Source organism: Ensifer sp. ENS07 (assembly GCF_014852185.1).
Taxonomy (GTDB): Bacteria; Pseudomonadota; Alphaproteobacteria; order Rhizobiales; family Rhizobiaceae; genus Ensifer; species Ensifer adhaerens.
The window spans coordinates 36,466-62,610 of the sequence record NZ_JACVBE010000001.1 but is presented as its reverse complement, the minus strand read 5'-3'; the positions used below and the strand labels follow the sequence as shown (position 1 = coordinate 62,610).

The window sequence follows — 26,145 nt, the reverse complement described above, 5'->3', positions numbered from 1 at the left end:
CTCGCGCGCCTGCCCGAAAACAGAAAGGCCACGGGCGCGGCGTGCCCGTGGCCTTTCCAACGTTTAGAAGCAACCCTTAGGCTTCCTTGAAGACCTCGTCGCGGTTTCGCCGCATCGACGGCGAGATGGCGATCACAAGCGCCATGACGGCGATCGCCAGCAGAATTGCCGACAGCGGCGATTGCAGGAAGGTCAGCGGGCTGCCGCCGGAGATAATCAGCGACTGGCGCAGCTTCTCCTCTAGCAAGCGGCCCAGCACGAAGCCTAGCGCCAGCGGCGCAGGCTCGAATTCGAGCTTGTAGAGGGCGTAGCCGATGATCCCGAACAGGGCGGCCATCATTACCTGGGCCGCATCGTTGGCGATCGAGTAGAGGCCGATGCAGCAGAAGCAGACGATGGCCGGAAACAGGAGGCGATAGGGCACGCGCAGCAGCTTCACCCACAGACCGATCAGCGGCAGGTTGATGATGACCAGCATGAGGTTGCCGATCCACATCGAGGCGATGAGCCCCCAGAACAGTTCCGGATTGCGCTCGATCACCTGTGGCCCGGGCACGATGCCCTGGATCATCATCGCGCCCACCATCAGCGCCATCACCGCATTCGGCGGCAGGCCGAGGGTGAGAAGCGGGATGAACGAGGTCTGCGCGCCGGCATTGTTGGCGCTTTCCGGGCCGGCGACGGCCGCCGGTGCGCCATGCCCGAAGTCCTGCGGCCGCTTCGACATACGCTTTTCCACCGCATAGCTGGCAAAGGGGCCGAGGATCGCGCCGTTGCCCGGCAGAACGCCAAGGACAGAGCCGAGGAAGGTGCCGCGCAGGATCGGCGGGAAGTTATCCTTCAGCTCCTTCAGCGTCGGCCACAGGCGGCCGATGCGGCTGCGCACGACATCGCGGGATTCCGGATCGGCAAGGTTCTTGAAGATCTCGCCGAAGCCGAAGATGCCCATGGCCAGCACGACGAATTCGATGCCGTCCTGGAGCATTTCAAGGCCGAAGGTCATGCGCTCGCGACCCGTTTCCATATCGGCGCCGACACAGGAGAGCAGCACGCCGATGAGGATCATCGAAACCGCCTTCAGAAGCGAACCGTGCGCCAGCACGACGGCAAAAACGAGGCCCATGATCATCAGCGAAAAATACTCGGTCGGGCCGAAGAGAAGGCCCATGCGCGTCATCGGAACGCCGAGAGCGGCAATCACGATGGTGGCAACCGTGCCGGCAAAGAACGAACCGATCGCCGCCAGGCCGAGCGCAAGCCCCGCCTGGCCCTTCTGGGCCATCTTGTGGCCGTCGATGGCGGTGACGACCGCGGTCGCTTCCCCGGGAATGTTGACGAGGATCGCCGTGGTCGAGCCGCCGTACTGGGCGCCGTAATAGATGCCGGCGAGCATGATCAGCGAGCCGGTCGGATCGAGCGAGAGGGTGACCGGCAGCAGGATCGCGATTGTGGCAACCGGGCCGACGCCGGGCAACACGCCCACCAGCGTGCCGATGAGACAGCCGATGAAGCAGAGCGCGATGTTCTGCAGGGTGAACGCCACGGTCATGCCGAGGCCGAGATTGATAAAGACGTCCAGCATCTCAGTATCCTAGAAGCCAGGGCGCAACGGGAACCGAAAGCCCGAGCGCATAGCGAAAGAGGCCGATGCAGAAGGCTGTTAGCACGGCGGCAAAGACAAGAAGTTCGCCAAGGCGCGCATCGCGCGCGGCCAGGCCGGAAGCGACGACCGCCAGCGGACAGGCGATCGAGAGGCCGAGACCAGGAATGGTAACCGGACCGAGATGATAGCCACGCACCGTAACGGCAAAGAGAACGACGCCGAGGATGACGGGGATCGTCTCGCGGATCGCCCAGCGGCCGGTCGAAGGCCCCGGATCCTTTCGGCTCAGCACCAGTTGCAGGAGCCCGAGCCCCAGGATGACGAGGGAAAGCAGCCGCGGCATCAGCCCCGAGCCGACGCCTTCCGAGGTCATGAAGGGCAGATCGGAGCCGGCCCACAGGCCAAGCCCGCCGAGGCCGACCAGCACGATGCCGGCAAGCCTCTCCCGGCCGAGCCCTCCCGCGGAGGGCTCGGTTTCAGTGTTCGTGGACGTGGCTTCCATCTTACTCGACCTTGATGTCGGCCGCTTTCACCACGTCGCCCCAGCGCGCGCGCTCCTTGGCCATGAAATCGGCAAAGGCCTGGGGGCCCATGGAGGACGGCACGGCGCCGTCGTTCTTCAGCTTGTCGAGCACGTCGGCATCGCTGAGCGTCTCGGTCGTCGCCGCCTCGAGCTTCGACTTTACGTCCGCCGGCATGCCCTTCGGACCGACGAGGCCATACCAGGCCGAGGCCGTGTAGCCCGGAACGCCGGCTTCAATGGCGGTCGGCACATCCGGCAGGCTCGCAAAGCGCTTGTCGCCGGTGACGGCAAGCGCCTTCAGCGTGCCGCTCTCGATCAGCCCGATCGCCGAGGGAATGGTGGTGACCATGAAGTCAATGTGGCCGCCGACGAGGTCGTTCACCGCCGGGCCTGCGCCCTTGTAAGGAACGTGCCTGACCTTGATGCCGGCGGTCTGGCCGAGCAGCAGCGCGCCGAGATGGCTGGCCGAGGCGTTGCCGGCCGAACCATAGACCAGTTCGCCGGACTTGGCCGCCTCGACCAGTTCGCCGAGCGTGTTGACCTTGAGTGATGGTCCGACAACGACGACGAGGGACGCATCCGCGATCATCGCGATCGGATCGAGGTCCGTGCCCGGATCGGCCTTCAGCTTGAAGATATGCGGGTTGACGACCATCGGGCCCTGATTGCCGATCAGCAGGGTGTAGCCGTCGGGATCAGCCGCAGCGGCGACTTCGGTTCCAAGGTTGGCGGCGGCACCCGGCCGGTTTTCGACGATGACGCGACCGCCGAGCGCCTTTTCAAGCCGCGCGGCAAAGACGCGGGCGATGGCATCTGTGCCGCCGCCGGCGGCATAGGAAACCACCAGCGTGATCGGCTTGGACGGATAGGCTTCCTGCGCCATCACAGGGGCTGCGACCGACATGGTCATGGCGGCCCCGCACAGGGCCAGGGCGACGCGACGGGTAAATTTCATGGGCATTTTGTTCTCCTCCCAGTTCGTTAATGCATTCGCGACACGTTGCTCTGCAAGACCCTAAGCGTCTTTGCGAACAAGAGCCGCACCTTCAAACAGCCGACGCGTGGTGCGCATCACAGACACAGTCGGGCTATTGTCTCCTATGGCCTTCTCGACCCTTACCCGCAGTTCACCGGTCGGGTGCTCGAAGGCGAGCGTCGCCGGCAGCGAAAGCTCCGGAAAACGCCGACCCACCAGGCCGGTCGGGATCGTTGCCGCCAAACCGAGGCTTACGGCACCGGTCGTTGCAAGCGCGGTGTGGCAATTGGCGGGCGTGAAATAGCGTACGGCCAGATCGCCGCCGTTCGCGGGCGCCCCGATCAGCACCGGCTTCGGCAGAACCGACTGGCTGACATCCCCCATCCCCATCAGCCTTCCGGCCTCCCGCCGGATTTCCTCGAGCCGGGCCATGAAATCCGTATCGGCGTCGAAAGCTGCAGCGGGCTCCGAGCCGCTGTAGCCCATATCCTCCGCGGTGATGATCACCACCGGCGTTGCGCCGTCCAGCAGCGTCACTTCAAGACCGAGAATGACATCGGTCGCCTTGCCGCTCGGCAGCAGTCGGCCGGTCTTGGCGCCGATCGCATCGCGAAAGGCCAGATAGACAGGGGCGGCCTTGCCCGGCACGCCGTCGATGGCGGCCTCTCCCTGATAGGCGATCGCGCCGCCGGGGGTCTGAATGCGGGCGTCGATGATCTTGCCGGTGTTGACGTTGTGAACCTTGATGACCGTTTCGTCGCCGGTCGGCAGAACCAGGCCGGCCTCGATGGCGAAAGGGCCGACGGCCGAGAGCATGTTGCCGCAGTTCGGCGCCGTATCGACGCTGCGCTCCAGCACCTTCACCTGGGCGAAGAGATAATCGACATCAGCTTCCGGACGGCTCGACGGACCGACGATCGCGACCTTGCTCGTCAGCGAGTTGCCGCCGCCGAGACCGTCGATCTGCAGCGGGTGGCCGGAGCCCATGATTTCGATCAGCAGGCGGTCGCGCTCGACGGGATCAGCCGGAAGATCGCGAGACAGAAAAAACGGTCCCTTCGACGTTCCGCCGCGCATCATCACGCAGGGTATCCTGATCAAGTCATCCATTCCGCATGCTCCTTCGAACCGGCCGCAACCGGCTGATCGGAGGGATCTCACGGATCAAATCTGTTGTGAAATGCAAAGAATGGCGTAATTATTCCGATATGCGCAATAATTTCGAATTCCTCGACCTCAAGGCTTTTCTCGCCGTACTCGACCTCGGCTCGTTCAACGAAGCTGCCCGCCAGCTCAATCTTTCACAACCTGCGCTTTCACGGCGGATCAAGGGCTTTGAAGCCTCCGTCGGCGCGCAGTTGATCGAACGCACGACCCGGCACGTGGCGCCGACGCAGGTCGGGCGGGAGCTTCTGCCACTGGTCAGGCGTCTGGTCGACGAATTCGAGGAATCGATCCTCTCGATCAGCGACCTCGGTGGGCGACACCGCGCCCAGGTCACCATCGCCTCGGTCCCGACCGCGGCCTTCTATTTTCTTCCCAGGGTTGTGCAATCCTTCAACGAGAAATTCCCGGGCATCCGCTTCCGAATCCTCGATCTCTCGGCCAATGAGGGGCTTGATGCGGTCGCCAACGGCGAGGTCGAATTCGGCATCAACATCACTGGGGCGGCGCGCCCTGATCTCAGCTTCACGCCGCTCGTCGACGACCCGTTCGTGCTCGCCTGCCGCCGCGATCATCCGCTGGCGACCTCGAAGCAACTGACCTGGGCGGATCTGACCGGCCACCCGCTCATCGGCGTCAGCAAGACCAGCGGCAACCGTGCCGTGCTCGACCGGGCGCTGACAACGGCCCAGGTGCAGCTCAACTGGTTCTACGAGGTCAACCACCTCTCGACCTCGCTCGGCCTCGTCGAGGCGGGCCTCGGCATCTCCGTGATGCCGCGGCTGGCCACACCCCAGGTCGAACACCCTGTTATCGCCACCGTGCCGCTGACCGCCCCCACCGTCAGCCGCACCATCGGCCTTGTCGAACGCCGCGGCGGCAGACTATCACCGGCCGCCATCCGCTTTCGCGAGATGTTGGTGCAGGAGTGGACGACGTATTGAAGGAGCGCAGCCGCACAGCGGACGCAAGGAAACGACACGGCAGCGCTTGAAGGAACCAAGATCTTCGAGAAGAAAGAATGGTGCCCGGAGGCGGATTTGAACCACCGACACGCGGATTTTCAATCCGCTGCTCTACCAACTGAGCTATCCGGGCATCCTGCCGTTTCGGGCATCGGCTCCTTTCGGAACCATCGGGGCGCTTGTGTTTGCCCCGGGAACGAGCGGGGTTATAGCATCTTGTTCGGCGGTGTCCAGCGCCAAATGAAAGTTTTTTGACCGAAATCCTGTGGACAATCGAAACGCCGAAAAAGCGAGGAGTTTCAGAGAGATCGCATCCTCTCCCTGGTCCATTTTTCGTGGAAAGTGGCCGTTGGAAGCCGAAAAAGATGATCGCCCGCACCCGGTGACGCGCGAGGATCTTCGAGGCGTCGTTCGCGGCAAAGAGGATGCGGGGAAGGAAAAGCCGGACCGGCGGGTCCGGCCGCAGCGGTACGCCTAGCGGTCGTCGCCGTCGTCGGCCTTCGCCTCGTCGTCGGCGACCGGAATAGCGTAGGAGCCGGAGAGCCAGCGATTGAGGTCGACGTTGCGGCAGCGGTCGGAGCAGAAGGGATAGTGTTCCCGATGCGACGGCCGGCCACATTCCGGACACGGGCGCGGTGCACGCAGGGGCGCAACGTTCGAAGCGCTTTTCTTCGTTTCGTCGGTCACTCGTTCAGCCTTCCAGCCAACGATTGTGCACGTCATAGCCTTCGCCGACAAGCAGGCTGACGGTTTCGTAAAGCGGCAGGCCAACGACGTTGCTGTAGGAGCCGACGAGCTTGACCACGAAGCTGCCGGCGATGCCCTGGATGCCGTAGCCGCCCGCCTTGCCGCGCCATTGGCCCGAGGCGAGATAGCTCTCGATATCGAAACCGGACAGGCGCTTGAAGCGCACCTTGGTGTCGACGACCTTCTGGCGCACGGTCTTGTCCGGGGTGATCAGGCAGACGCCGGTGTAGACGCGATGACTGCGGCCGGAAAGAAGATGCAGCGCGCTCGAGGCTTCGCTGACGAGTTCCGGTTTCGGCAGGATGCGGCGGCCAACGCAAACGACCGTATCGGCTGCCAGAATGTAGCTTCCGTCCCAGCCGGCTTCGCCCTTGACTGCAGCAAGCGCCGCTCGCGCCTTTTCGGCCGACAGGCGCCTTGCGAGCGAACGCGGATGTTCGGCACGCTTCGGCGTCTCATCGAGATCCATCGGCATCAGGCGCGCGGGCTCGATGCCGGCTTGCGCCAGAAGCTCGACGCGACGCGGCGAACCGGACGCAAGTATCAGTTTCTTGGCCACTGTCATCGGAACGAGCCGTCACTCCAAAGCAATTCCAGCAAAATGCGATAGGCGGTTTACGTCTGGAATTGCAATCCAACCAAAGGTTAGAGCGTTTTCGCGATTCGAAGTAGAAGCGGAAATGCTCCAGGAATTGCTAAGAGCCGGAGCGGCTTACTTGAAGCGGTAGGTGATACGGCCCTTGGTAAGGTCGTACGGGGTCATTTCAACGAGAACCTTGTCGCCGGCAAGCACGCGAATGCGGTTCTTGCGCATACGACCGGCAGTGTGAGCGATGATCTCATGCTCGTTTTCGAGCTTCACGCGGAAGGTCGCATTCGGAAGCAATTCGGTGACCACGCCCGGAAATTCAAGGACTTCTTCTTTCGCCATGTAGGACTGTTCTTTCTATCTTTGTTTAGGGAACCGTCAGGTATCCCGAAAAATTCGCCGGAAACTACACAATCGACGAGGATTTGTGAACCATCTAAGACCGGCTTTTGCGCTTTTGTGACGGGCTACTGTGCCGCGCGTCGGATCAGAAGCGCGAAGCCGCTATAGCACTTCGTACCGCTCCATGTCTCTAGTCTTAAATCGATCGAGATTTACGCCGGCATGGAAGCGACGGAGACTGCGGACCGCGCGGGGATTTTTCGCAACACTCTCAAGCGTCTTCCGACTTCCTGGAGCCGATCAACCGATGATTGATCAGCGTCGACAGGTGATCGCGCACGGCGCGGTAGGCATCGACGATCTGCTCGCGCGTGCCGGCAGCCACCGTCGGATCCGGCGTCGGCCAGTAGACCACGTCGACGGCCATGGAGCGCGTCAATTCGAGCGCCTTGTGATGCGCCTCCGGCGCCAGCGTGACGATAAGGTCGAAATAGTCATCCTCGAGTTCATCGAGCGTATGCGGCTGGTGGCGACCGAGGCTCAGGCCCACTTCGGCCATGACCACGTCGACGAAGGGGTCGCGTTCGCCATGCCGCACGCCGGCGGAGGCGACATAGGTTCCGGCCGGCAGCGCCGCCTTGGCGAGCGCTTCGGCCATCGGCGAGCGAATAGCGTTCATGCCGCACATGAAGAGGACCGAGCGGGGCATTTTCAAGCGCTGAGCCTCGGTTCCCGCCATGCCGGTCGTCGCCCTCACCCGCGCCAGTAGAGCACGCAGACGAGCGTGAACAGGCGGCGGGCGGTATCGAAGTCCAGCCGGATCTTGCCGGAGAGGCGATCCATCAGCGTCTGCGAACCCTCGTTGTGAATGCCGCGGCGCCCCATGTCGATCGCCTCGATCTGGCTCGGCGTCGCCGAGCGGATCGCTTCGTAGTAACTTTCGCAGATCATGAAGTAGTCCTTCACGATCCGGCGGAACGGCGTCAGCGACAGAATATGGGTGGCGACGTCGCTGCCCTTGTCGGTCGAGATCGCAAAGACGAGCTTGGCGTCGACGAGCGAGAGATTGAGCTTATAGGGGCCGCCTGGATGGCCGACCGGCTCGAACAGGTTTTCTTCGAGCAGGTCGAAGATCGCAACCGCGCGCTCATGCTCCACGTCAGGGGTCGAGCGGCCGATGGTCTCGTCCAGAACGACATCGCAGAGACGCTGGTTGCGGTCCGCCTTCATCCAGCGTCCCCGAGATTGAGGCGAATGGCGACGGAGCGCGCATGGGCCTCAAGGCCTTCGGATTTTGCCAGCACGATGGCCGCCGGTCCGAGGATCCGCAATTGTTCGGCATCAAGCCGCAGGATCGACGTGCGCTTCATGTAATCCAGCACGCCAAGGCCGGAGGAGAAGCGCGCGGAGCGGGCGGTCGGCAGCACGTGGTTGGAGCCGCCGACATAGTCGCCGATGACCTCGGGCGTGTGGCGACCGACGAAGATCGCGCCGGCGTTGCGGATCTTGGCCACCATCGGTTCGGGGTCGGCAAGCGCCAGCTCCAAGTGTTCGGCAGCGATGCGGTTCGCGAGCGGCACGGCCTTCTCAAGATCGGGCACGAGGATGACGGCGCCGAAATCGCGCCAGCTTGCCGACGCCGTTTCGGCGCGTGGCAGCGTTTTCAGCTGCCGCTCGACCGCGCTCTCGACCGCCTGGCCGAAATCCGCATCGTCGGTGATCAGGATCGACTGGGCGCCGACATCGTGCTCGGCCTGGGCCAAGAGATCGGCTGCGATCCAGTCCGGATCGTTGTGCTTGTCGGCAATAACAAGCACTTCGGAGGGGCCGGCGATCATGTCGATGCCGACCGTGCCGAAGACCTGGCGCTTGGCCGCAGCCACATAGGCATTGCCCGGGCCGACGATCTTGGCAACCGGTGCAATCGTCTCGGTGCCATAGGCAAGGGCGGCCACAGCCTGCGCGCCGCCGATGCGGTAGATTTCCTCGACGCCGGCAAGGCGTGCAGCAGCCAGCACCGCCGGGTTGATCTTGCCGCCGGTTGCCGGCACCACCATGACGATGCGGGACACGCCGGCAACCTTTGCCGGCAGCGCGTTCATCAGCACCGAGCTCGGATAGCTCGCGGTGCCGCCGGGCACATAGAGGCCGACGGCATCGACCGCAGTCCAGCGCGAGCCGAGGCCGACGCCCATGGCGTCCTGGTAGATATCGTCCTTCGGGCGCTGGCGGGCATGGTGCGCCTCGATGCGGGTGGCGGCGACCTTTAGCGCGCCGAGAACTTCCGGCTCGACCGCCTGGATCGCCGCATCGATCTCGGCGGCGCTGACCGCCATCGGCGTCGTCTGGAAATCGACGCCATCAAAACGCTTGGAGTATTCGGCGAGCGCCGCGTCACCGTGTGCCCGCACGTCGTCGATGATCGCCTTGACCACCGCATTGACGTCCTCGGACACCTCTCGCTTGGTCGTCAGGAATGCCGCGAACTTTTGTTCGAAGTCACCGTCGAGAAAATTGAGCCTGATTGCCAAAGGGGACGTCCTTGTATGCCAGTGTCGGTCGGGTCGATCAGCGTCAAGCGCCTTCGGGATGCTTGGGCTTGAAAGCGGTTTCCCACGCCCCGCCGGTATCCGCAAGCTGCGTTTCGATGCATTCGACGTCAAGCGCGATCGAGGCGTCGCCAGCCAGAACCAACTCCAGCGTGCCTTCCGGCCCCTCGCCCTGCAGCGCGAACTTCAGCGTCAGCAGATCGAGCACCGCCTCGCCGTCACGCCGGTCGAAGCCGACGGAGCGCACTGCATTCACACGTTTGAAGAGGAGAGCCGCACGCCGGCGCTCAAAGGAGCGGCGCTTGCCATCGGCCGTCTCCCAGACGAAGCGGTTGACGATGAGAGAAAACTGCTTGCGACGCGCGTCGTATTCCAGGCCCGAAACCTTGAACACGGCATCCTGGACGTGGGCGGAGACGACAGCGAGATCCTCCTCGTCGAGCGCCAGCAGCTTCAATCCGGTCATGCCATCCATTCCTTTCGTTTCGCCGCACATCTTGCCGTGCCACAATTGAAATGGACATAGGATGTTGCGCCTGAAACCGCAACGGTATCAGGCGCAACCGTTCAAATCAGTCGCTGACGCGCTCGACGTGCGCGCCGCACCGGGTAAGCTTCTCTTCGAGCCGCTCGAAGCCGCGGTCGAGATGATAGACGCGCGAGACCATGGTCTCGCCTTCGGCGGCTAGGCCGGCGATGACGAGCGAGACGGAGGCGCGAAGGTCGGTCGCCATGACAGGCGCGCCCTTCAGGCGGCTGACGCCCTCGATTTTCGCCGTCTGGCCGGAAAGCGAGATCTTGGCGCCGAGACGGGCGAGTTCCTGCACGTGCATGAAGCGGTTCTCGAAGATCGTCTCGGTGATGTGCGAGGTGCCCTTCGCCATGGTCATCAGACCCATGAACTGCGCCTGCAGGTCGGTCGGGAAGCCCGGGAAGGGATCAGTGACGATATCGACCGGCTTAATGCCGGCGCCGTTGCGCACGACGCGGATGCCGCTGTTGGTCTCGGTGATCTCGGCGCCAGCGCGGCGGATCGCTTCCAGCGCCGTGTCGAGCAGCGCCATGTCGGTGTCTTCGAGGATGACGTCGCCACCGGTCATGGCAACGGCCATGGCGTAGGTGCCGGTCTCGATGCGATCGGGAAGAACGCGGTGACGGGCGCCGGAGAGCGAGCGAACGCCCTCGATGGTGATCGTCGAGGTTCCCTGGCCGGTAATCTTGGCGCCCATGGCGTTCAGGCAGTTGGCGAGGTCGACGACTTCAGGCTCGCGCGCGGCGTTGCCGAGCACCGTGGTGCCGTTGGCAAGCGTCGCTGCCATCATCAGCACATGGGTGGCGCCGACCGACACCTTCGGGAAGGTGTAGCGCGCGCCGATCAGGCCGCCAGCCGGCGCCGTCGCGTTGACGTAACCGCTGTCGATCTCGATGTTGGCGGAAAGCGCCTGCAGGCCTTCGATGAAGAGATCGACCGGACGCGTGCCGATGGCGCAACCGCCCGGCAGCGATACCCGCGCCTTGCCTTCACGGGCAAGCAACGGGCCGATAACCCAGAAGCTCGCGCGCATCTTCGAGACCAACTCGTAAGGGGCGGTCGTGTCGACGATGTTGCGGCAGGTGAAATGGATGGTGCGGGCGTAGCTCTCGCCCTGGCGCTCGCGGCGACCGTTGACGGAGATATCCGCGCCATGGTTGCCGAGGATACGGATCAGCTGCTCGACGTCGGCCAGATGCGGCACGTTTTCGAGCGTCAGCGTGTCGTCGGTCAGAAGCGACGCAATCATCAGCGGCAGGGCCGCATTCTTGGCGCCCGAAATCGGGATGACGCCGTTGAGCTTGTTGCCGCCTACAATCCTGATGCGATCCATGAGGCCTCTCGAACGGGCTTGGCCCGCCTTTCCAAAATAATCCGATGTTGTCTGAAGGCGCCTCTTTAGTGGAGACGCCGCGAAATTAGAAGTGCCTTGAACGCCGCGCATCCCTTCGGACGCCTGGCGCTGTAACATTTAGGTCGCTGCACAGTTTTCCCCCGCGATCGGTCCCGATTTAACGGACCTGTGCAATCGAACGCCGATGGAGATGCCACCGGCAAATTGAGAACGAAGCGGCGATGCCGCTTCCTGCCCGTACTAATCTTGGGATTCGTCCGTTTTTGCGGCAGGAAGACCGCTGACGTCATCGGCAGCGCCAGATCGGCGCGCCCGCATCTGCTGCTTGCGGCGCATGAGGTTGTCGCGCAAGGTCCTGGCAAGACGCGCCTTTTTCAGGTCCGCCTCGGTCGTATCCTTTATCTTTTTCTGGCGCACCTTGCCATCCGCCTGCCGTTCGTCAGGCGGAGGCACGGCTTTGCCGCCTTCTTCGTCGTCTGTTTGCATGCCCATGCCATAGCGCAAAACCAGGGTCTTCGGAAGCACCGGTGACTTTTCTCACAGCTCTTCGCGAAAAACTTCGAATTGCGGCTTGCACTCGCCGCTGAGCTATGGCAATAGCCCCCTCGCTTGATGCGGCTGACACACGAACCGGCCGCCAGATGCTGCTATAGCTCAGGGGTAGAGCACTCCCTTGGTAAGGGAGAGGCCGAGAGTTCAAATCTCTCTAGCAGCACCAGTTTTCTCTTAAAGAAATCAAATTGATACTCGCTCGTAGCACCGCGTGCTTTTGCGGTCTGCGAATGTTTTCGCCTGTCCTATCGCCCCAAACGAGCAGGATCTACGGCGCCCGCGAAAGACGCGCCCCAGGCCGCAGAATTTCTCATCGGATGCAATTTTCGCCTGCTGCCATCTGCGTTATGCTGCGATTCGGGCGCGCCCACGCCTCCCCCCTCCGATTGGGAAAGTAGATTTCATACCGGGCACTCTCATCATCGAACCGACTGTTGGGGCAATGCGCACAAGGAGGGACTGCGACGATCGCTCGTACCAGGAGGTTGCCGATGAAACTGACTGCACCGATCTACCATTTGAAACGCAGGGCGAAACGCCTGTGCCGTGAAGAAGCCATCCCGCTCCATGAAGCGCTTGATCGCATTGCCGTTCAGGAGGGCTACTCCACTTGGAGCCTGCTTGCGGCACGACAAGCGACTGCCGGCACCGCGGCGAGTATGCTTGCCCGGCTCGCTCCCGGAGATCTCGTGGTCCTCGCCGCACGCCCCGGCCAGGGCAAGACGCTGAAGAGCCTCGAGCTTGCCGTAGAGGCGATGAGGGCCGGCCATCGCGCCTACTTCTTCACACTGGAATATACCGTGACGGACGTCATCGAGCGTTTTGCGGCCATCAGGGCCGACCATGGCCGGTTTGCCCCGCTGTTCGAGATCGATTGCTCCGACACGATCAGCGCCGACCATATCGTCGGCAAGCTGTCCAAGGCCGATCCCGGCACGCTGGTGGTCGTCGATTACCTCCAGCTTCTCGATCAGCGACGTGACAATCCCGCACTTGGCGATCAGGTGCGCAAATTGAGGGCATTCGCGCGGCAACGCGGGCTGATCATCATCTTCATCTCGCAGATCGATCGATCCTTCGAAGCCGCCGTGAAACCACTTCCGGACCTGGACGATATCCGGATGCCGAACCCCGTCGATCTCCGGCTTTTCGACAAGGCCTACTTCTTGAACAAGGGCGAAGCGAGGCTGCTGGCGATAAACCGAAACGAGAGCCTCCCTCGCTGACACGCGGAACGTATTTCCCGATGCTGCGTTAACGTTTCAAAGGCAGCAACGCGGAGGCTTCTCAATGAAAGGTATCGTTCTCTGGCTTATGGGCGTGCCGCTCATCGTCATCATCCTTCTCTACATGTTCGTATTCTAGAGAAGCAAAATGCAACGGCAGGTTGGCATATTAACGCAACCTTAAGATTCCACTGCCAGATTTGATATTGCGATGATGGACAATCGCAACATCTTTGATCCCCTTTTGAAACCGGCTCCTGCCGGTTTCTTTTTTTGATGCGCTCGTTTCGTACTTGGCGTTACTTGGCGGTTAGACCTTGACCGCCTGCTCCACGAAATCCTGCGAGCCGAAGAACTTGAGGTAGCGCTCGACCTCGGCCGGGTCACCGGTCGCCTTGCGCGGATTGTCGGAGAGTTTTACCGCCGGCCGGCCATCGGCCTCGCTGACCTTGCAGACGATCGAGATCGGACTGAGGCCGCTGATTTCCGTCGGCGCGCAACCGGCAAAATCATTGGTGAGGTTGGTGCCCCAGCCGAAGCTCATGCGCACGCGCCCCTCGAAGTGGCGGTACGTCTCGATGATCGTGTCGACGTCGAGACCATCGGAGAAGATCAACAGCTTTTCCCGGGGATCCCGTCCCATCTTCTTCCACCAGGCGACGATTTTTTCGCCACCTTCGATCGGCGGCGCGCTGTCCGGCCGAAAGCCCGTCCAGTCCGCCACCCATTTCGGCGCGTCACGCAGGAACGCCGCTGTGCCGAAGGCATCGGGCAGCACGATCAGGAGATTGCCGCCATAGAGTTGGTTCCAGTCCTGCAGCACCTTGTAGGGGGCGGCGGCCAGTTCCTTGTCGTTGCGGGCAAGGGCCGCGGCCACCATCGGCAATTCGTGTGCGTTGGTACCAAGCGCCTCCAGATCGTTGTCCATGGCGAGCAAGACATTGCTGGTCCCGGAGAACGAACTGCCAATCCCTTCCTTCAACGCCTCGACGCACCAGCGCTGCCAAAGGAAGCTGTGGCGGCGGCGCGTGCCAAAATCGGAGATCCTGAGGTTAGGGTACTGCCGCAGCCGCTCGACTTTGGACCACATCTTGGCCTTGGCGCGGGCATAGAGCACATCGAGGGTAAAGGGACCGAGGCCCTTCATCGCCGAGCGCGAGCGCAGCTCGTTGATGATCGCCAGCGCCGGGATCTCCCACATGGTGGTCTCTGCCCAGCGGCCGCGGAAGGTCAGCTCGAACTGGCCGTCGCTGCGTTTCAGCTCATAATCCGGCAGGCGGAACTTGGCGAGCCAGGCGAGAAACTCCGGCGAGAAGATCTGCTTGCGGCCATAGAAGGTATTACCCGCAAGCCAGATCATTTCCTTCTTGGAGAAACGCAGTTCGCGCGCGTGATCGAGTTGCTCGCGCAGTTCCTGCTCATCGATCTCGTCGGCGAGCCGCACCGTCTTCGTGCGGTTGATCAGCGAGAAGGTCGCATCGACATCCGGATAGAGCTGCCAGATCATCTGCAGCATCAGGAGCTTGTAAAAATCCGTGTCCAGCAGGCTGCGTACGATCGGGTCGAGTTTCCAGGCATGATTGTAGACGCGCCTGGCGATATCGGTCTTCGTCATCGGTGAAATTGCTCCTTCCTCTTGGGCGAGGCTAGATCATCTCGGTTAGTTCAGCTCGACACCGGCATCACGCATACGCGTCACCATGGCATGAAGCGAGCCGTTGAGGTCGATGCCCCGACAGGCTTCGAGAACGACCGTGGTCGAGAACCCCTGCGCCACCGCGTCGAGCGCGGAGAAGGCGACGCAGAAATCGGTCGCGAGCCCGCAGAGCGTCACCTTTTTGATGCCGCGGTCCCTGAGATAGCCGGAAAGGCCGGTCGGCGTCCGGCGGTCGTTTTCAAAGAAGGCGGAATAGCTGTCGATTTGCGCGCGGAAACCCTTGCGGATCAAAAGTTCAGCGCGGGTCCATTCGAGCGCCGGATGGAAATCGGCACCGGCGCTGCCCTGCACGCAATGATCCGGCCAGAGCGTTTGCGCGCCATAGGGCATGGCGATCATTTCGAAGGGATTTTTGCCGGGATGGCTGGAGGCAAAGCTGGAGTGGCCGGAGGGATGCCAATCCTGGGTCAGAACCACATGCTCGAAGCGGCCGATCAGCCCGTTAATCATCGGCACGATCTCGTCGCCGCCCGCAACACCAAGCGCTCCGCCCGGGCAGAAATCGTTCTGCACATCCACGACGATCAACGCTTTATCCGCCATCATTCACCTCTGGACGATCAACTGCTTATCGATCACCAAAATCGATTTAAGTCCAAGATCAATCACAGAATTTGAGCGACGACAAGCCAGTTCCGCAGGCTTCCGAGATCGGAAGGGCAGATAAGCAAAAAGGGCGTCGGCCATGGCCGACGCCCTCGAACAAATGCGATCGAAAACGATCAGTTTCCGAGATTGTTGATGTTATCTGCGATCGAGAAGCCGGAATTGGCGATGCCGACCGGCTGGGCGACGAAGTTCAGGAACTTCGAGAAATCGACCGACGGGTGACGCGAGGCATAGATGACGTCGCGGTTCTTGACCGGGAAGGTCTGGCCGACAATCAGGCTGTCCGGCTTGCTCATGTCAAAGCGGTAGACGATCGGGTAGCGCCCCACGCTGTCGGTCTTCATGCCCTTACGCAGCATTTCGTTGAAACGCTGCTGACCGAGCAGGCTCATGACCACATCAGGCTCTTCGTAACGGAAGATGAAATAGCCCTTCATGTCGAGCGTGTAGTCCGAGCCACCGCCGGCAAGGCCCATCGCCTCGAGCAGATTGAGATCGTTGGCGCCGAATTCGACGCGCTGGTTGGCCTTGACCGCACCGAGGATCGTGAAGCGGCGCGGATCGCGCGTCACGAAGATCTGGTCGCCCGGCTTGACGTGGATATTTTCCGACGGGTTCTCGATGATCGACTTGAGGAGAACCGTTCCGGTCTTCTTGCCGCGCACCAATGTGACGAAGGTTTCATATGGCTGCGCGACCGGGCCACCGGCCTTGGCGATGACCTCATTGATCGTTTCGTCGACGAGACTCAGCGGCACCACCGACGATTTGCCGACGGCACCCGAAACCGTAACGTTGCGCGATGCGGTGCTCATGCTCGTGACGATGACGTCGGGCTCTACGGCCTTCTGCTTCAGCGCTTCCAGAATTTCCTGGCGCGCCTGCTCCAGTGTCAGGCCGGCAAACTTGACCGGGCCGACATAGGGGATGGCAGCCTTGCCATCCGGCTGAACGACGAGATCGATGCTCGTCTGCTTGGAGTCCTGCGTCGAGAACAAGCCGTCGCTGCCGGCTTCGAAGATCGAGACCTTAAGCTGGTCGCCAACGCCGATGACGACGCGGCCAACACCGCCGCCAATGCCGAAACGGCGATTAAGCGTCGAGGAGACATAGTCGGAAACGAGACGCGCGGAGCGTCCGTCCACATCGACGATGTCGAAAACCGTTGCATTCTGGCGGCCGATCTCGGCGCCTGACTGGCCGGCGTCCTTGACGATCGCTCCGGCCAGCGGCCCTTCACCAGGCACAGCCTGGCACCCGACGAGGGCGGAACAAAGCAGAAGGGCACTGACTCGTTTCAACTACGACACTCCACATTCGGCACAGCCATGATTTTGCTCATGGTTCCGCGCCGCATCATCCCCCGGCAGGGAATTTCGCCGGTCTCTGAAAAGCACAATCGCCGTCCCACAACAAGTCACCTCAAGACCAAGACGGGCAATTTATTTGAGCCCGCGTCTTTCTGGTCATACCTTCGATACCTTGAGCGTGGTTTGTCGCCCAATCCGACTTGGACTGGCGTTGACAGCGTGTATATCTTCAGTCTTTGGGGTTGAAAGCTAGGGACTTTAAGTTAAAAGCTGACTAATGAGGCGGAACGAATATAGCTGGGGATAGCCCGCAAGCATGACGATTGGCGATTGCAATTCAACTTCCGCCGCGCAATCGCAGGTGCAACTTTAACGGCATTTTAGAGCGTTCGATCATACATGGCTGTTGAGATTATTGGGCGTGCATGCCTCGCCCCTGGAGCAGAATCGCCCTCGGCGTTGTTCAAACTTCTACGTCAGGGCAAGTGCACCGTCACCAGCATTCCATCGGATCGCTGGGACGTGGCGCGATTCTGGCATCCCGTCATGGGCACGCAGGGGAAGACCTATTCCTTCGCGGCCGGCGTGCTGGATCAACTCTATGATTTCGATCCGGCCGTCTTCGGCATGTCGCAGCGCGAGGCCATGTATATGGACCCGCAGCAGCGCGTGCTGCTCCAGCTCGCCTGGCGGGCGCTTGAAGACGCCAACATCTCGGCGACGTCGCTGCACGGCGAAAACGTCGGTGTCTATATCGGCGCATCGAGCCTCGACCATGCGAATCTGACGGTCGAGGATCCGGCCGCGGCTGGCCCGTACTTCATGACCGGCAACACCCTGTCGATCGTCTCCAACCGCATCTCGCACATCTTCGGCCTCAGCGGCCCGAGCATGACGGTCGACACCGCCTGTTCCTCCTCGCTGGTCGCCCTCGACCAGGCGATGCGGGCGCTCAACGCCGGGGAGATCGACACGGCGATCGTCGGCGGCGTCAACATCCTTGCCCACCCCCTGCCCTTCGTCGGCTTCGCCCAGGCACGCATGCTGTCGCCGGAAGGCCTCTGCCGCGCCTATGACAACGACGGCGCCGGCTACGTGCGCGCCGAAGGCGGCGTGGTCTTCGTGCTGCGCCGTTCCGACCGGGCGCGCCGCGAGAAAGACCGCAGCTATGCGCGCATCGTCGCGACCGGCGTGAATTCGGCCGGCCGCACCAACGGCATTTCGCTGCCGTCGCGCGAAGCCCAGGCCAACCTGCTGAGAGCGATCTACGAAGGAAACGGCATCGACGCCAATCAGGTGGCCTTCGTCGAAGGCCACGGTACCGGCACCAAGGTCGGCGACCCGGCGGAAGTCTGGTCGATCGGAACGGTCATCGGTGCCAAGCGCCGGGCGCCTGTGCCGATCGGCTCGATCAAGTCGAACATTGGCCATACGGAACCCGCCTCTGGCCTCTTCGGCATGCTGAAGGCCATGATGGCGCTTGAGAACAACTACCTGCCGGCTTCGCTGCACTTCGACACGCCGAACGAGCATATCGATTTCGACGGCCTGAACGTCCGTGTCACGGCAAACCCGATCGAGCTTCTGCGCGGCAAACGCGCGCGTCTTGCCGGCATCAACTCGTTCGGTTTCGGCGGCGCCAATGCGCACGTCGTTATCAGCGATCCTGAACCGGCCGCCGATGAAAAGGCCGCAAACCCGTCGTCTTCGGGACATGTGTTCCTCGCAAGCGCTCATACGCAGTCGAGCCTGGAAGCCCTTCTCAAGGATTACAAGACCGCTTTCGCGCATGCTTCCAAGGGTGAAGCCCGTGCGATGATCGCCGCATCGGGTGCCAACCGCACCCATATGCGCCATCGGTTTGCCGCTCGCAGCGACCAGCCCGAAGATATCGTCCGTGCGATCGCCAGCCACCTGGAAAAGCCCGGCTCGGATATCGGTGAGGTAGGCGAGGCCGTCGTTCGCGACGCCAAGGTCGCGTTCGTGTTCTCCGGCAACGGCTCGCAATGGGCGGGCATGGGTGTGGAAGCCTTCCGCGAAAACCTGCATTTCCGCCAGTGTTTCACCTCGGTCAGCGCGCTGTTCAAGTTCCACTCGGACATCGCGCTCACCGATCTCCTGACCGATCCTGATCTCGACAAGAAGCTTGCCGACACGAAGATCGCCCAGCCGCTGCTGTTTGCGGTGCAGGCCGCCCTGTCGGATTCGCTGGTTGCCATGGGCATCAAGCCGGTCGCCGTCTTCGGTCACTCCGTCGGCGAAATCGCCGCGGCCTATGCCGCTGGCGCGCTGTCGCTCGTCGATGCCGTTTCGATCGTTGCGAAACGTTCGCTGCATCAGGACCTGCTTGCCGGCCACGGCACGATGGCGGCCGTCATGCTCGGTGAAGAGGCTGCTCGCGCCTTTGCCGAGGCTCGCGGCCTTGACGAACTCTGCGTTGCTGCGGTCAACGCCCATAATTCCGTGACGATCTCGGGCCCGGCCGACCAGATCTCGGCCTTCCGCGATGCCGCCCGCAAGGCGAAGATCCCGGTCCAGATCCTCGACATCAACTATCCGTTCCATCATCCGATCATCGATCGGGCGAAGGATGCCTTCCTCTCGGACATCCCCGATATCGCACCGCGCCGCACCGAACTCGCCTATCTTTCGACGGTCACGGGTGCCGCGCTCGAGGGCACGCAGCTCGATCCGGAATACTGGTGGAAGAACGTTCGCGAGCCGGTCCGCTTCCAGGCGGCTGCGGAAGCCGCGATCGAAATGGGCTGCCGCCTGTTCATCGAGATTTCGCCGCGCCCGATCCTGTCGTCCTACGTCAAGGAGACGATCAAGCAGGCAGCAGCCCCCGGCATGGTGGTGCCCACGCTGCTCAGGGACGTCGCCGAAAGCGGCCAGGATCCGATCTCGGCCGCGATGGCACGTGCCGTTGCGCACGGCGCCGTCGTGGATACGACCCGGGTATTCGGCAAGCGCAATGCATCGATCGCCCTGCCAAGCCTGCCCTTCGAGCCCGTCGAACTGCGCCCAGCGGCAACAACTGATGCCACCGACCTGTTCGGCCGGATTGCCAGACCATACCGCCTGACCGGCTGGCGCAGCGATCCGAACAGCGGCAGCTGGAAAAACCATATCGACGCCCATCTCTTCCCGGATCTTGCCGAACACGTGGTGGACGGCAAGGCGATCCTGCCGGGCAGCGGCTTCATCGAGATCGCCGTTGCTGCGGCACAGCAGTTCTATGGCAGCGAAGAAGTCGAGATCACCAATCTCGAAATCGTCCGGCCGCTGGAACTCAGCGACACAAAAATCATGGAGCTGTCGACCGTCCTTTCGCCAGAGACCGGCGACCTCGAAATCCGCTCGCGTGAACGGCTGTCGGAAGACGACTGGGCCGTGCACGCGGTTGCCCGCTGCCGCAAGCCGCTGCCGGCCGGGGACCGCGCCTATCCGTCGCTCGCAGGCCTCGCCAAGACGGCAACGGTGGCACCGGGTCGCGCCTATGAGACGGCGCGGCAATTCGGCCTCGACTACGGTCCTCGCTTCCAGCTGCTCGCAAAAGCGGTTGCCTATGGCGACCGCCTGGTCGATGTCGAGCTGAAGACGGCCGAAGCCACCGGACACCCGCTGGTCAGCTATGCCCTGAACCCGATCTCGGTCGATGCGACCTTCCACGGGCTGGTCGCGCTCTTCGACCGATTCACCGGCGACAAGAGTGGCGCACCCTATATTCCCGTCCGCTTCGGTTCGGTTCGTGTCGTCAATGGCGGCCTGCCGATCGCGCGCGCGATGATCGAAATTGAACGCGTCAGCACCAATTCGATCAAGGCGAAGTTCCACTTCTTCGGCCAGTCGGGCGAGCCGATCGCGCATTTCGAGGATTGCCGTTTCCGCCGCACCTATCTGCGCAAGCACAAGACGCTCGATGCGCTGTCCTTTCACTACGAGGCAGTACAATCGGAAGTCGCCCTGCCAGGCCTTCTGCGCAACAGCCTTGTGCCGGTATCGATCGCAATGCCGGCCCCCGGCGAGGCTGGTGTCGACAATGCGACGCTGCTCTTCAATGCCGCGATCTACCGCGCCTGCCAGGAGATCGCCCTCAAGCTCGGTAAGGGGCGTTCCACGATCCAGGGCGGCAATCTGCCTGGCGATTTCGCCTTCCAGTGTTTTCTGACGAGCTGCCTCTACGTGCTCGAAGATGCCGGGCTCTGTGAGCACAAGGATGGTGTGTGGACCGTCGCGCAGGAATTCAACCTGCCGAGCGTGCCTGAAATTCTGAGCGAGCTTTACGGCGAACGGCCTGACCGCGCCGTCGAGGCCGTGCTGATCAATAACGCCTATGCGGAAGCCCTTGCCCGCATCGACGCCTTGCATGCGGGCGACGAAGCGGCCTCGGGATCGAGCTTCATCAGCGACGCCACGATCGACCATCAGGCGGTTCATTCGGAGGCAAGCCGCCAGCGCATGGCCTTCGTGCTGGAGGCTCTCGAAACGGCCCTATCGGCACAGTCCGCCGGAGCGCGCCTGCGCATCGTCGAACTCGGCAGCGTATCCGCCGGTTTCACTAAGCGTCTGGCCACTCTTGCCGAAAAGCATGGTGCAAGCCTCACCGTGTTCGAAGCTCGCGATAACGCCCAGCGCGGCCTTGAGCTAGCCTTCGAAAACGACGCCCATGTACACATCCTCAAGAAGGGCGAACTCGCGACGCTTGCGGCCTTCGATCTTGCTGTCAGCGCGTCCGACGGGTTCTACGGCCTGATCGAGGACGATGTGGCGGTTCGCACAGCGTTGCGCACGGCACTGCGCCCTACGGGTGGGCTGATTGCCGCGGTCAGCGCGCCATCGCTGTTCAACGACTTCGCGCTTGGCCTGTCCGAGGGCTGGTTCGCGCGCAGCCAGACGGCGGAGTTTCCGATCGGCAACCTCGCGGCGGCGCCGCACTGGCAGAAATGCCTCGACGATCTCGACCTGCGGGACACCGACATTGCCGACCGCGAATGTGCAAGCGGCAACGTCATCCTGCTCGAAGCACGTGGCGCAGCAACTGCTGCCGCAGACGCGGCGGTGCCGGCATCCGTCCCCCACCTGCTGCTGGAGATCGCGGGGCACGAACAGCGCGAGCCCTCTGGTTCAGCCATTCGCGTCAGCCTGACCGGCGACGCGGCTGCGGACAAGGCCGCGCTCCTGCCAGCCCTCGAGACGCTGGGGGGCCAACCGCTTCGGGCAGTCTTCCTTGCCTTGCCGGCGGCCGCGTCGCGCACCGACGATTCCGCCTCTCTACAAACACAGATCCTCGCGCTCGGCACGTTTGCCGAAGCATTGCGCCAGCATATCGGCGGTACGGAGCCAGCGGACGACAAACGGCCCCGTCTCGTGCTTGTCGCGCCGGGCGGCGCACCGATCGCCAGCCGGACGGTCGGCGCGGCGGTCGCAAGCGACGGCGTCAATGCCGGCCTCTGGGCTTTCGCACGCGTGCTTCAGAACGAATACGAGTTCCTCGACGTCCACTCGCTCGACATCGACGGTTCACCGACGACGGATGCTGAGATGGCTGCGGCATTGCCGCTGCTTGGCGCGATGGGAGTAAACCGCGAATGGCTGCTCGAAGGCGAGGCTGGCGCTGCGCTTTCGGAGATCCGCGCCGTGCCTGGCCCAGTCGACAATGCGCACGCGGCAACGGCTGACTTCAAGGCTGCAACCATCCGCCAGCGCGTCAGCTCTCAGGTCGGCAGCATCGTCTGGGAAGAAAGCGACATCCCCTCGGCAGGCCCGGGTGAAGTCGTCGTCGCGGTCGCAGCCACCGGCCTCAACTTCCGCGACGTAATGTGGGCGATGGGCCTTCTGCCGGAAGAGGCGCTCGAAGACGGCTTCGCAGGCGCGACGATCGGCATGGAGCTTTCCGGCCACGTGGTCGCGGTCGGCGACGGCGTCGATGACCTCGCCGTGGGCGATGCCGTCATGGCGATTGCATCCTCCGCCTTCTCGACCCACGCGGTCGTTTCGCGCGCCGGCGTCGCCAGGTTGCCGCAATCGGTCAGCCCCGTCGCCGCGGCGACGGTTCCGGTCGCGTTCCTGACTGCCTATTATGCGATGGTCGAGCTTGGCCGGATCCAGCCTGACGAAACGATCCTCATCCATGGCGCCGCCGGCGGCGTCGGCCTTGCCGCGCTGCAGGTCGCAAAGCTGAAGGGCGCCAAGGTCATCGCCACGGCAGGATCGCGCGAGAAGCGTCGCTTCCTGTCGATGCTGGGTGCCGATCACGTCTTCGATTCCCGTTCGCTCGATTTCGTCAACGACGTTCGCGCCGTGACGGGCGGTGAAGGCGTCGATCTCGTGCTCAACTCGCTGTTCGCCGAGGCCATGGAGCAGAGCCTGGCGCTGGTGAAGCCCTTTGGCCGCTTCCTTGAACTTGGCAAGCGCGACTATTACGCCGACAGCAAGATCGGCCTTCGGCCGTTCCGCCGCAATGTCAGCTATTTCGGCATCGACGCCGACCAGTTGCTGGTCAATCAGCCGAAGCTGACCAAGCGGATCTTCACCGAGATCGGAGCACTGTTCGAAGACGGCAAGCTGACGCCGCTTCCCTATCGCGCCTTCGACTTCGACGAGATCGGCAACGCCTTCCGACTGATGCAGAATGCCGGGCATATCGGCAAGATCGTCGTGCTTCCTCCGGTCGCCGGCACGCACCGCGTTGCCAAGCGTCCGCATGGCGGCATGAAGGTCGATCCGAACGGCATGCATCTCGTCGTCGGCGGCATCGGCGGTTTCGGCCTGGCTGCCGCCAACTGGCTCGTCGAAAAGGGTGCGACGAAGGTCGCGCTCTGCTCACGCCGCGGCCTGGCGGACGCCGAAACGACGGCAATGATCGAAGCTTGGACGAAGGCTGGCGTATCCGCCACGGTTCATGCCTGCGACGTCACCGATCCGGCAGCGACGGAGCGCCTGCTCAAGACGTTGCGCGCAGTGGCACCGCTGCGCTCGATCGTCCATGCCGCAATGGTGCTCGACGACGCGCTGATCAGCAACCTCAACCGCGAGCGAAACCGGCCGGTCATCGACACCAAGGCCAAGGGTGCCGCGGTTCTCGATCAACTGACCAGCAACGACAAGATCGACAACTTCATCCTGTTCTCGTCGGCGACGACACTCGTCGGCAACCCCGGACAGGCGAATTACGTCGCGGCCAACGGCTATCTCGAAGGTCTCGCCCGCGCCCGTCGCGCACGCGGCCTTGCGGGTCTCGCCGTCGGGTTCGGCGCCATCGCCGACAGGGGCTATCTGGTCCAGAACACGGATGTGAACGACATCCTCGCCAAGCGCATCGGCAAGACCGCGCTGAAGGCGCAGACGGCACTCGACATGGTCGAGAGCCACCTGGCCTTCGATCCAGGCACCGTCGATGCGGCAACCGTGATGATCTCGGAGATCGACTGGTCGGCGGCACGCAATCTGCCTGTCGCCAAGAACGCGCTCTTCGAAGTCATCCTGCGCAGCGCCGACCAGCATGCGACGGGCGGCGAAGGCACCAAGATGGACCTCGTCGCGATGATCGAGGGCAAGTCGCCACAGGAAGCCGAAGACATTCTCTTCGACCTCGTCGCCGGCGAAATCGCCGCAATCCTGCGCGTATCGAAGGATACGGTCACGCGCAGCAAGGTTCTGAAGGAAATCGGGCTCGACAGCCTCATGGCCGTCGAACTCGGCATGAGCTTCCAGCAGAACACCGGCTTCGACATGCCGCTCAGCGGCGTCGCCGACAACACGACGGTTGGCGATGTCGCCCGCAAGCTCTATGAGAAGGTGAGCAAGCGCGACCAGAGCGACGATGCCGAGCCCGCCGACGACAAGATTGTCAGCGAACTTGCGCAGCGGCACGTCGGAACGGCGAAGGAAAAAGCACAAGGCCAATGAGCACGAACGGAAACGGTCCAGGCGCATCCAAGATGACCAGCAGCCTCAAAGAGAACCTGCTGGACCGGATGAGAAACACGCATCAATCCTCCGAGCGCAACCGCATGGCGCGCTCGGAGCGGGAGATGCCGCCGCCGGCGCGCCGGCAGCAGGCCCGTTTCGAAGACCTGCCGGAATACAAGCAGGTGATGACCCAGAAGTTCGCAAGCGAGCAGCTCGGCATCGCCAATCCATTCTATCGTGCGCACCAGACGGCGGCGGGCGCGACCACCGTCATCGACGGCCGGAAGCTGATCAACTTCGCCTCCTATGACTACCTTGGCCTCAATCGCCATGCGGAGGTGCTTGCGCGGGCACGCGATACCATCGGCACCTTCGGCATTTCCGCCTCGGCGAGCCGCCTCGTCGCCGGCGAGCGCCCGGTGCATGTGGCGCTGGAAGAGAAGATCGCCGGCTTCTATGGCGTCGATGCCGCCGTCTGCTTCGTCAGCGGCTATCTCACCAATGTCGCCGCCATCAGCTGCCTGATGGGACCGAAGGACCTCGTCGTCCACGACGAGTTCATCCACAACAGCGCCCTTGCCGGCGTCAAGCTCTCGGGCGCGACTCGACGCCTGTTCAAGCACAATGACGTCGCCGACCTCGAACACGTGCTACGCACCGTCGCCGGCGACTATCGCCGCATCATGGTCATCGTCGAGGGCATCTACTCGATGGACGGCGATGTCGCCGACCTGCCGGCGCTTCTGAAGCTCCGGGCCGAATACGGCTTCTGGCTGATGGTCGACGAAGCGCATTCGCTCGGCGTTCTCGGCAAGACCGGCCGCGGGCTTGCAGAGCATTTCGGCGTCGATCCCCGCGAGATCGACATCTGGATGGGCACGCTCTCCAAGACCACGTCGAGCTGCGGCGGCTACATCGCCGGCAGCGAAGCGCTGGTCGAGGTGCTGAAGGCATCGGCCGGCGGCTTCGTCTACAGCGTCGGCCTTGCGCCGGTGCTGGCGGCCGCGGCAACCACAAGCCTGGAGGTGCTGGAACGGGAGCCGACGCGCACGGCGGCGCTGCGCCGCAACGGCGCGCTCTTCCTCAAGCTTGCCAAGGAAGCGGGGCTCGACACCGGCCTCAGCAGCGGATTTTCCGTGGTTCCGGTTCTGGTTGGTGATTCCCTGCGTGCGGTGCAGCTGTCGAACGACCTGCTTGCCGAAGGGGTCAATGCGCTGCCGATCATCCACCCGGCGGTCCCGGAAGGCCTGGCTCGGCTGCGCTTCTTCATCACCAGCGACCACACGGAAGAGCAGATCCGGCGCACGGTAACACTCACGGCCGAGCGTCTGGCCGACCTTACCGAACGCAACTTCGGCCTTGGCGGCATCGACATCGACCAGATGATGAAAGCGCTCTCGGCGCGCTGACCCGATCGCATTTGCTGCCGGGTCAGGTGGTCGCGGAAGCAGAGCCGCTTCGCACTCTCCCGAA

Annotated in this window: 20 protein-coding genes and 2 tRNA genes; 5 read left to right on the top strand and 17 right to left on the bottom strand. The window is 62.9% G+C overall.

The features are described 5' to 3' along the window. Window positions 1-76 precede the first annotated feature (76 nt). From IB277_RS00280 to IB277_RS00265, 4 genes are read right to left on the bottom strand one after another with little or no spacing between them, the layout of a single operon-like run. Entirely contained in the window at window positions 77-1,582 is a 1,506-nt protein-coding gene (locus tag IB277_RS00280) for a tripartite tricarboxylate transporter permease (RefSeq protein ID WP_034796995.1), read from the bottom strand. A 1-nt stretch (window position 1,583) separates the two neighbouring features. Next, on the bottom strand, window positions 1,584-2,105 hold the full coding sequence (locus IB277_RS00275) for a tripartite tricarboxylate transporter TctB family protein (protein WP_082566601.1): 522 nt from the start codon (window positions 2,103-2,105) through the stop codon (window positions 1,584-1,586). Window position 2,106: 1 nt separating this feature from the next. Next, window positions 2,107-3,087 carry a tripartite tricarboxylate transporter substrate binding protein gene (locus IB277_RS00270; protein ID WP_244546723.1) on the bottom strand — a complete coding sequence of 327 codons (981 nt, stop codon included), beginning with the start codon at window positions 3,085-3,087 and terminating at the stop codon, window positions 2,107-2,109. 54 nt (window positions 3,088-3,141) lie between these two features. Continuing rightward, window positions 3,142-4,212, bottom strand: a complete 1,071-nt coding sequence (locus tag IB277_RS00265; RefSeq protein ID WP_090294987.1) for a 4-oxalomesaconate tautomerase — start codon at window positions 4,210-4,212, stop codon at window positions 3,142-3,144. 98 nt (window positions 4,213-4,310) lie between these two features. Between IB277_RS00265 and IB277_RS00260 the strand changes: the two genes are divergently transcribed. Further along, complete coding sequence (locus tag IB277_RS00260) at window positions 4,311-5,210, top strand: LysR family transcriptional regulator (RefSeq protein ID WP_034796999.1); 900 nt, start codon at window positions 4,311-4,313, stop codon at window positions 5,208-5,210. 78 nt (window positions 5,211-5,288) lie between these two features. Here IB277_RS00260 and IB277_RS00255 read toward each other — a convergent pair. From IB277_RS00255 to IB277_RS00210, 10 genes are all read right to left on the bottom strand, one after another. After that, a tRNA-Phe gene (locus IB277_RS00255) sits at window positions 5,289-5,364 on the bottom strand. Window positions 5,365-5,705: 341 nt separating this feature from the next. After that, window positions 5,706-5,954, bottom strand: a complete 249-nt coding sequence (gene yacG, locus IB277_RS00250) for a DNA gyrase inhibitor YacG (RefSeq protein WP_051659366.1) — start codon at window positions 5,952-5,954, stop codon at window positions 5,706-5,708. Further along, a complete protein-coding gene (locus IB277_RS00245) occupies window positions 5,923-6,543 on the bottom strand; it encodes a Maf-like protein (RefSeq protein ID WP_034797002.1) in 621 nt (206 codons plus the stop codon). Before IB277_RS00245 ends, yacG begins: the two co-directional genes overlap by 32 nt. Window positions 6,544-6,690: 147 nt before the next feature. Further along, window positions 6,691-6,909, bottom strand: a complete 219-nt coding sequence (gene infA / locus IB277_RS00240; RefSeq protein WP_004435948.1) for a translation initiation factor IF-1 — start codon at window positions 6,907-6,909, stop codon at window positions 6,691-6,693. A gap of 271 nt (window positions 6,910-7,180) precedes the next feature. Then, complete coding sequence (locus IB277_RS00235) at window positions 7,181-7,648, bottom strand: low molecular weight phosphatase family protein (RefSeq protein WP_034797006.1); 468 nt, start codon at window positions 7,646-7,648, stop codon at window positions 7,181-7,183. 14 nt (window positions 7,649-7,662) lie between these two features. Then, complete coding sequence (locus tag IB277_RS00230) at window positions 7,663-8,139, bottom strand: UPF0262 family protein (protein WP_034797007.1); 477 nt, start codon at window positions 8,137-8,139, stop codon at window positions 7,663-7,665. Further along, complete coding sequence (gene hisD, locus IB277_RS00225) at window positions 8,136-9,440, bottom strand: histidinol dehydrogenase (RefSeq protein WP_060522280.1); 1,305 nt, start codon at window positions 9,438-9,440, stop codon at window positions 8,136-8,138. The genes IB277_RS00230 and hisD overlap by 4 nt, the downstream gene beginning before the upstream one ends. Before the next feature lie 43 nt (window positions 9,441-9,483). Next, the gene (locus IB277_RS00220; protein ID WP_034797590.1) at window positions 9,484-9,924 is read right to left on the bottom strand and encodes a DUF2948 family protein; all 441 of its coding nucleotides are present in this window, start codon (window positions 9,922-9,924) and stop codon (window positions 9,484-9,486) included. 106 nt (window positions 9,925-10,030) lie between these two features. Next, on the bottom strand, window positions 10,031-11,323 hold the full coding sequence (murA, locus tag IB277_RS00215) for a UDP-N-acetylglucosamine 1-carboxyvinyltransferase (RefSeq protein ID WP_060522281.1): 1,293 nt from the start codon (window positions 11,321-11,323) through the stop codon (window positions 10,031-10,033). A gap of 261 nt (window positions 11,324-11,584) precedes the next feature. After that, on the bottom strand, window positions 11,585-11,836 hold the full coding sequence (locus tag IB277_RS00210; RefSeq protein ID WP_371589643.1) for a hypothetical protein: 252 nt from the start codon (window positions 11,834-11,836) through the stop codon (window positions 11,585-11,587). 151 nt (window positions 11,837-11,987) lie between these two features. Between IB277_RS00210 and IB277_RS00205 the strand changes: the two genes are divergently transcribed. Continuing rightward, window positions 11,988-12,062: transfer RNA gene (locus tag IB277_RS00205), tRNA-Thr, on the top strand. Between the two features lie 325 nt (window positions 12,063-12,387). Then, the gene (locus IB277_RS00200) at window positions 12,388-13,122 is read left to right on the top strand and encodes a DNA helicase (RefSeq protein ID WP_090294988.1); all 735 of its coding nucleotides are present in this window, start codon (window positions 12,388-12,390) and stop codon (window positions 13,120-13,122) included. Window positions 13,123-13,432: 310 nt separating this feature from the next. Here IB277_RS00200 and pncB read toward each other — a convergent pair whose 3' ends face one another. The 3 genes from pncB to IB277_RS00185 form a co-directional block, all read right to left on the bottom strand. Continuing rightward, entirely contained in the window at window positions 13,433-14,737 is a 1,305-nt protein-coding gene (gene pncB, locus IB277_RS00195) for a nicotinate phosphoribosyltransferase (RefSeq protein ID WP_034797014.1), read from the bottom strand. Between the two features lie 45 nt (window positions 14,738-14,782). Further along, window positions 14,783-15,382 (bottom strand): bifunctional nicotinamidase/pyrazinamidase, encoded by a 600-nt coding sequence (gene pncA / locus IB277_RS00190; RefSeq protein WP_110818592.1) that lies wholly within the window; start codon window positions 15,380-15,382, stop codon window positions 14,783-14,785. 179 nt (window positions 15,383-15,561) lie between these two features. Then, entirely contained in the window at window positions 15,562-16,749 is a 1,188-nt protein-coding gene (locus IB277_RS00185) for a polysaccharide biosynthesis/export family protein (protein ID WP_034797015.1), read from the bottom strand. A 408-nt stretch (window positions 16,750-17,157) separates the two neighbouring features. Here IB277_RS00185 and IB277_RS00180 point away from each other — a divergent pair, with 408 nt between their 5' ends. Next, window positions 17,158-24,669 carry a type I polyketide synthase gene (locus IB277_RS00180; RefSeq protein WP_110818526.1) on the top strand — a complete coding sequence of 2,504 codons (7,512 nt, stop codon included), beginning with the start codon at window positions 17,158-17,160 and terminating at the stop codon, window positions 24,667-24,669. Next, a complete protein-coding gene (locus tag IB277_RS00175; RefSeq protein ID WP_060522318.1) occupies window positions 24,666-26,081 on the top strand; it encodes an aminotransferase class I/II-fold pyridoxal phosphate-dependent enzyme in 1,416 nt (471 codons plus the stop codon). The genes IB277_RS00180 and IB277_RS00175 overlap by 4 nt, the downstream gene beginning before the upstream one ends. Window positions 26,082-26,145 lie beyond the last annotated feature (64 nt).

Excerpts from the sequence above, each read along its gene's own strand:
- IB277_RS00280 (WP_034796995.1), bottom strand. The coding sequence starts at position 1,582 with ATGCTGGACGTCTTTATCAATCTCGGCCTCGGCATGACCGTGGCGTTC.
- IB277_RS00275 (WP_082566601.1), bottom strand. The coding sequence starts at position 2,105 with ATGGAAGCCACGTCCACGAACACTGAAACCGAGCCCTCCGCGGGAGGG.
- IB277_RS00270 (WP_244546723.1), bottom strand. The coding sequence starts at position 3,087 with ATGCCCATGAAATTTACCCGTCGCGTCGCCCTGGCCCTGTGCGGGGCC.
- IB277_RS00265 (WP_090294987.1), bottom strand. The coding sequence starts at position 4,212 with ATGGATGACTTGATCAGGATACCCTGCGTGATGATGCGCGGCGGAACG.
- IB277_RS00260 (WP_034796999.1), top strand. The coding sequence starts at position 4,311 with ATGCGCAATAATTTCGAATTCCTCGACCTCAAGGCTTTTCTCGCCGTA.
- yacG (WP_051659366.1), bottom strand. The coding sequence starts at position 5,954 with ATGACGTGCACAATCGTTGGCTGGAAGGCTGAACGAGTGACCGACGAA.
- IB277_RS00245 (WP_034797002.1), bottom strand. The coding sequence starts at position 6,543 with ATGACAGTGGCCAAGAAACTGATACTTGCGTCCGGTTCGCCGCGTCGC.
- infA (WP_004435948.1), bottom strand. The coding sequence starts at position 6,909 with ATGGCGAAAGAAGAAGTCCTTGAATTTCCGGGCGTGGTCACCGAATTG.
- IB277_RS00235 (WP_034797006.1), bottom strand. The coding sequence starts at position 7,648 with ATGGCGGGAACCGAGGCTCAGCGCTTGAAAATGCCCCGCTCGGTCCTC.
- IB277_RS00230 (WP_034797007.1), bottom strand. The coding sequence starts at position 8,139 with ATGAAGGCGGACCGCAACCAGCGTCTCTGCGATGTCGTTCTGGACGAG.
- IB277_RS00220 (WP_034797590.1), bottom strand. The coding sequence starts at position 9,924 with ATGACCGGATTGAAGCTGCTGGCGCTCGACGAGGAGGATCTCGCTGTC.
- murA (WP_060522281.1), bottom strand. The coding sequence starts at position 11,323 with ATGGATCGCATCAGGATTGTAGGCGGCAACAAGCTCAACGGCGTCATC.
- IB277_RS00210 (WP_371589643.1), bottom strand. The coding sequence starts at position 11,836 with ATGGGCATGCAAACAGACGACGAAGAAGGCGGCAAAGCCGTGCCTCCG.
- IB277_RS00200 (WP_090294988.1), top strand. The coding sequence starts at position 12,388 with ATGAAACTGACTGCACCGATCTACCATTTGAAACGCAGGGCGAAACGC.
- pncB (WP_034797014.1), bottom strand. The coding sequence starts at position 14,737 with ATGACGAAGACCGATATCGCCAGGCGCGTCTACAATCATGCCTGGAAA.
- pncA (WP_110818592.1), bottom strand. The coding sequence starts at position 15,382 with ATGGCGGATAAAGCGTTGATCGTCGTGGATGTGCAGAACGATTTCTGC.
- IB277_RS00180 (WP_110818526.1), top strand. The coding sequence starts at position 17,158 with ATGGCTGTTGAGATTATTGGGCGTGCATGCCTCGCCCCTGGAGCAGAA.
- IB277_RS00175 (WP_060522318.1), top strand. The coding sequence starts at position 24,666 with ATGAGCACGAACGGAAACGGTCCAGGCGCATCCAAGATGACCAGCAGC.